Below are 5,157 nucleotides of genomic sequence, written 5' to 3'. Positions count from 1 at the left end.
CCATGGCAGTGTTCTGGCGATTGCGATGAACTCCAGAGTGAAGCTGATTTATCGTCCATCCGGTCTTAAGAACGGGAGGGAAAATGCTGAGAAGAAACTGACCATGGAGCAAAGGGGAGATAAAACCTGGATTAAAAACCCCACCCCCTACTATATGGCAATTGTCGGTGTGCAAACCAATGGCAGGGAGCTGAAACTCAGCGATAAGGTTACAAAAGAATTAACGCTGCTGGCACCCTTTAGCAGTGTATCTCTGGGGGTTAGTGTCCGTGGGAACCTTAACATTGCCGCGATAAATGACTGGGGGGGAGTACAGAATTATGAAATTCATTAATCCTGTGCTGATAGCGGCATTATCTGTAAGTTTTGCCGGGTTTTCTGCGAATGTCCGGAGTGCGGATACCAAAACGGCCACATTTACCATTAATGCAACATTCACTGCCCCCAGTTGTGATATATCCATCCCAACGCAATTTTATAGCCTGGGAACATTAACACCGGGAGCGGCGAAAAAACACTCACCACTTGAAATAAAGTGGACATGTGCAGGGAATATACCAGTAAAGACGGCAATTAAAGGTTCTGTTTCACAGGGGCAACTGGAATCGTCGAATGATAAGCTGCAAATGTTGTTAACAAAGGACGGTAAGCCAAATGGAACATATTTATGGCTGGAGAACAATAATACGCCTGTAAAACTGACAGGGCTAGATTCTGATGCATTCTGCAGTGACAGTACCGCCGCAACCGGTGAGCGCCAGTGTGTCATTACACCGGTAACGGAAGTCCATAACACAGATCAGTTTGGTCCGGTTAAGGCTGCAGTGACATTTGAAGTTATATATCCATAATGTATTTATGATACAACAACGAATCATTATAGATGGTTTCTGTGAGTATGAGATGCTGGGGTTAAGCGCACTGCTGAAAGCAGAAAATTATGATGTCAGACTCAGGAAAGAAACCGAACCGACCAAAGGAGATATTCTGATAATAGCGCTGAGTGCAGTGCCACTTTTGAACTGGTTGTCTTTATTCTCAATGTTCAGAGCATCTGATGATGTGCGCTACTGCAGGACAATATTTCTGGTTCCCGGACAGGTGAAAGAGATGCAACGATTATTTTCAACAATAAATATTGTCGACGGTTCCCTGCCGCTGGCAGTGTTGAAAGACAGTATTATAAAAACAGCAGGAGGGGGGCGGGATGAAGCGCCCACGCCCTTTTACATATATAAGAAAGAGTGTATGGACAGAATAAGTTTTCTTCAGAAACTATCCCGAAAACCATCAGCAAACAAAGACCGGAAGCATTATTACTGGCGCTCTCGCCTGTGTTCTCTTATGGGAGTTCCGAATGTTCATATATTATCCGTCATAGCACCGACCTGCACGACGTCATTTTTGATGAATATTCATGAAATGTGAGAGTTTCCGTCATGAATGATAAAAATGCATATCAGAGATATCCATGAATACGCAAGATTCGTGACTGTTGCTTTGATACAGAATAGTCAGGCATTACACCAGTCGATTGGATTGCTATTCAGAACGGGAGATTTTAATGAAACTCATTTCAGCAAAAGAGTCCATTATAATGTTAAAAAGATGCTTTGTTATTTTTGCGCAAATCGCGGTAAAAGTACGGAACTTTAACTTTACGTTTAAGCCCTGTTTTTTGAATGTATTCACATTCCTTTTTTTATGTGTGGGGATCATCTCTTCATTACCGGTTTTTGCGACTGTTATATACGAAAAAAATCTTATAACACAATCGTCTTACAGAAAAACCAGTAAAATATATAAGCTACAGTTTAACAACCAGGATAACAATTATGAGGTCAGTAGTGTTACTGGTGACTGTGCATTCAGCAGTGGTGTTATTACTTCAGCACAAAATAATGTCGACTGGAATGTGCAAATGGGGTTAACATCTCATTTTAATGGAAATCAGACATACCTCGAAAACGTGCCTGTGACAGATTTTAATGGGATTGCATCACAGGTTGGTAGGAAGAGTGACTGGGGGGGGAAATTTGGTCAATGGCTTCCCTCAGGACAGAGCTGGCGTAAAACAGGAATTGGGACGGGATGGTATGGTTCACAAGCCGTGAGCTTTCCTACTCCGGTGACCGTGGATGGGGGACCTGAAAGATTTGATATAACTATTCGTATGTGTCGTGGTGAGGATGGTTCTTATATTAATGCAACGGGACATTACGTAACCAGTGCTGTCAATTCGATGTCAGTAACGCCGACATCTGCAACGCTACAATCCCCGATGGGAACTATCGCTGTCGATCATGCCGAGCTCACACTCAATGGGTTTATGCCATCGAAAATAGAGTTCACATCAAATGTTGCGAATACCACAACGGACTATACCCTCACATTACCGGAACTTGTGAATCCGAACTATGCAGGGCAAAGTTACGATGCGACATTTCAGTTTGAATACCGAGTAAATGCGACTAAACCCGGGAATTTTGTTATACCAGTGAATATTTCTGCCACATATCCGTAATAAAATGAGCAGAGTGCCAATCAGATACAACAGGAACTCTGCCATAAAGAGATTACTGAACACAGGTCCTGAATGAGAAAAAGTAATCTCTTTATTTATGCACCGAATAACAATATGGTATACAACTACTTTAGTCTGCAGCTATCCTTTAGCAGGGGTGGACATGTACAGTAACTCTGACTGTTATAATATATTTTCCAGTAAGCTACATATGGCTGAGGAATGTTTGCCATTTTTTCAGCCCGTAGTGGATGCTGACTCTAATTTATGTGGTGTTGAAGTTCTGGCACGCTGGAATATGCCAGATGGCAGGGTGTTATCTCCCGACCTGTTTATTTCTCAGGTGGTTCATGCCGGGCTATCCGGATTTATGACAAATATACTATTAAGAAAGACCGCCGATATTTTACTGTCTTTAAAACCATTTTTACCGGTTGGTATGTTAATCACTTTTAATGCGGGGGCGCCAGACAATAATTCAGCGGAAATGATTTGTGCATGTAAACTGCTCCAGAAGCGTCTTATTCAACTCTGCCCTGTGCTGGTTTGTGAATTGACGGAGCACAGAGAATGGGGGAACTCTTCAGAAGATAATATATTTCTTGATAATCTGGACAGAGAAAATATATCTGTGGCACTGGATGATTTTGGAACAAAATATTCAAATCTTGATATGTTATCCAGGGTTAATGCAGAGTTTATGAAAATAGGGAGTTCATTCATTTATCGTGTGGATGAAGCTCTATCATCACACCGTCTGGCTGAATGTGTTATGTTTGCTGCAAACAAGTTTTCTTTGCGAGTGATTGCAGAAGGTGTTGAAAATAAATGGCAGTATGAGTGGTTAAAAAAACAGGGGGTAAAATTATTTCAGGGGTATTATTTCTCCCCCCCATTATCAGCTGACCAGTTCGCTTCATTTGTAAAGAGTAAAAAAACTAGATGTGATAAATACGGTTTGCGTTCTGAATGATTCAATATTGTATGATATTTCCCATAAAATAGCTTTCCGTAAAAATTTATGGATTTCTTTTTGGTGTCATGTTGATTTTGTTATCATATTGAATTTTTATTTGAGTGCTTCCCTTAGATGAACGAAGATGTTTATTCCTGGTAGACAGTCTCTCCGTAATTCGGAGGAGACGCAACTTCTGCCCTGTAAAGATAACTTCGTCTATCAACTTCTATTCTGTTATTACAAAGGTTAATATAGATGTTTTCATTTGAGAGATTATCATCAGTTAAACTAAAGACAGTATTTGCAATATTGGTAACATTTTTAGTGCTTGCGTTAGTTGTTGTCTCAGTGTTAAAAAGACCAAGATATTTGGATATAAAGCAGGCATGTGAAATTAGTAAGAGATACCCTACCATTCTTATAATAAGACACGGAGAAAGGTGTGATCGTTCAAAAAATCAATGTTTTTCTGAACCAGATGGAATAACTGTCAATGGCACGCAAAAAGCAATTCGGCTGGGTAAGGATTTGAGTGATATAACCGGGAGCTATAATCTCTATTCAACAAACGCAACCCGAACCAGACAAACAGCTTGTTTTTTCTCAAATGGAGTCAGTCCCACCATAGTAAGTTTATCAAATAATGGTGAATCACCTGTGAGGAAAATTTTAGATTTATCGTATCAGAGTAAAAACGCTGTTGTGTTTACTCATAATCATTGCCTCTCTCGCATTGCAAAAGATATGAGATGGTGGAAGTTAAAACCAGGATATCTCGAGACATTAGTTTTGCATCGGGAGGCGAACAATCTTATTTTAGATGGTGTATTAAAGTATCAACAAAAGTAAACATTGTGTATTTGCACCTCTCATCCATTCTGACAACCTGGAACTTAGTATCTAACCATTTTTTTAGCTTTCCCTGTCAGGGGATTTGTCCTCATTGACGTCCTCTGAATATTGGCAGTCCGTTTCTTTGCGACTGCAGGCAGCATAACAAATGTGGAAATTCGTAGTCACCACCGGCACTCCGGCTCTTCTCAACTCCGGGATATCAGCCGCAATACACTGATTGCCAAATCAGAATAGGCTGTCTGGCGCGGTCACCCGTAAACCTGCCTCCGGCATATACTTCAGCCGTTCACGGGGCGTTTTCAATTCCTGGGCAATCTGCTGATATGGCAATGATGTATTTTTTATTCACCCCCCCCGGCGAAGACGGTGCGATTCATTTGTTCTGTAAAACAGTTTTTATCCGTCAGACAGTCAATTCGTGTACGCATACAGAAGTAAAATTCGTATAAAAAATCAGTAGGCGAAACTTTATCAATCGCTGATAAATAGGGAAAGCATAAATCGCCCGGTCAGATACTCTCGTCGGCTTCTCCACTGCAATATATCTTCGTTAATCACTCACTGTTGTCATCTTGTTTTCGGCATATTTCATGCAGCCAGATCTTTCCGCCGCCGTACAGTATACGTGAACGGAAACAGCATTTGTTGTTCCGGTGGACATCGTCCCGCAGCGTTATCCAGTATGGGTAATTAAAGTACCACTTATTCATTATAGTGATAACAAAAATCTGTTTTTTCCGTTGTTACTGTTAACGCTTTAGCGTTAGCGTAAAAGACATCGTTATTTTCTCAAATATAACCTTCACTGACAGGTAATGGA

5 protein-coding genes and 2 pseudogenes are annotated in these 5,157 nt (G+C 40.9%); 6 read left to right on the top strand and 1 reads right to left on the bottom strand.

Annotated elements, in window-relative coordinates; translation table 11 throughout:
- The 6 genes and pseudogenes from FEK47_RS11140 to FEK47_RS11115 all read left to right on the top strand — a co-directional run.
- Positions 1-334, top strand: a pseudogene (locus FEK47_RS11140) (fimbrial chaperone protein); the annotation flags it as partial.
- Positions 321-851 (top strand): hypothetical protein, encoded by a 531-nt coding sequence (locus FEK47_RS11135; protein WP_001603544.1) that lies wholly within the window; start codon positions 321-323, stop codon positions 849-851. The pseudogene FEK47_RS11140 and the gene FEK47_RS11135, both read left to right, overlap by 14 nt.
- A gap of 7 nt (positions 852-858) precedes the next feature.
- Positions 859-1,428 (top strand): hypothetical protein, encoded by a 570-nt coding sequence (locus tag FEK47_RS11130; protein ID WP_135410524.1) that lies wholly within the window; start codon positions 859-861, stop codon positions 1,426-1,428.
- Between the two features lie 136 nt (positions 1,429-1,564).
- Entirely contained in the window at positions 1,565-2,524 is a 960-nt protein-coding gene (locus tag FEK47_RS11125; protein ID WP_138183187.1) for a hypothetical protein, read from the top strand.
- Between the two features lie 163 nt (positions 2,525-2,687).
- Positions 2,688-3,497: an EAL domain-containing protein gene (locus FEK47_RS11120; RefSeq protein WP_138183186.1), complete on the top strand. Its 810-nt coding sequence runs from the start codon at positions 2,688-2,690 to the stop codon at positions 3,495-3,497.
- Between the two features lie 240 nt (positions 3,498-3,737).
- Positions 3,738-4,331, top strand: a complete 594-nt coding sequence (locus tag FEK47_RS11115) for a lipopolysaccharide core heptose(II)-phosphate phosphatase (protein WP_135487911.1) — start codon at positions 3,738-3,740, stop codon at positions 4,329-4,331.
- Positions 4,332-4,394: 63 nt separating this feature from the next.
- Here the strand turns inward: FEK47_RS11115 and FEK47_RS25415 are convergent.
- Positions 4,395-4,724 (bottom strand): annotated as a pseudogene (locus FEK47_RS25415) (hypothetical protein); the annotation flags it as partial.
- Between the last annotated feature and the right edge of the window lie 433 nt (positions 4,725-5,157).

Origin of the sequence: Escherichia sp. E3659, from assembly GCF_005781135.1 — a bacterium.
In the GTDB taxonomy this organism is placed as follows: domain Bacteria; phylum Pseudomonadota; class Gammaproteobacteria; order Enterobacterales; family Enterobacteriaceae; genus Escherichia.
The sequence above is the reverse complement of the archived record's forward strand: the minus strand, read 5'-3'. Positions and strand labels throughout refer to the sequence as shown.

Coding starts and splice junctions, on each gene's coding strand:
- FEK47_RS11135 (WP_001603544.1), top strand. CDS start 321: ATGAAATTCATTAATCCTGTGCTGATAGCGGCATTATCTGTAAGTTTT.
- FEK47_RS11130 (WP_135410524.1), top strand. CDS start 859: ATGATACAACAACGAATCATTATAGATGGTTTCTGTGAGTATGAGATG.
- FEK47_RS11125 (WP_138183187.1), top strand. CDS start 1,565: ATGAAACTCATTTCAGCAAAAGAGTCCATTATAATGTTAAAAAGATGC.
- FEK47_RS11120 (WP_138183186.1), top strand. CDS start 2,688: ATGTACAGTAACTCTGACTGTTATAATATATTTTCCAGTAAGCTACAT.
- FEK47_RS11115 (WP_135487911.1), top strand. CDS start 3,738: ATGTTTTCATTTGAGAGATTATCATCAGTTAAACTAAAGACAGTATTT.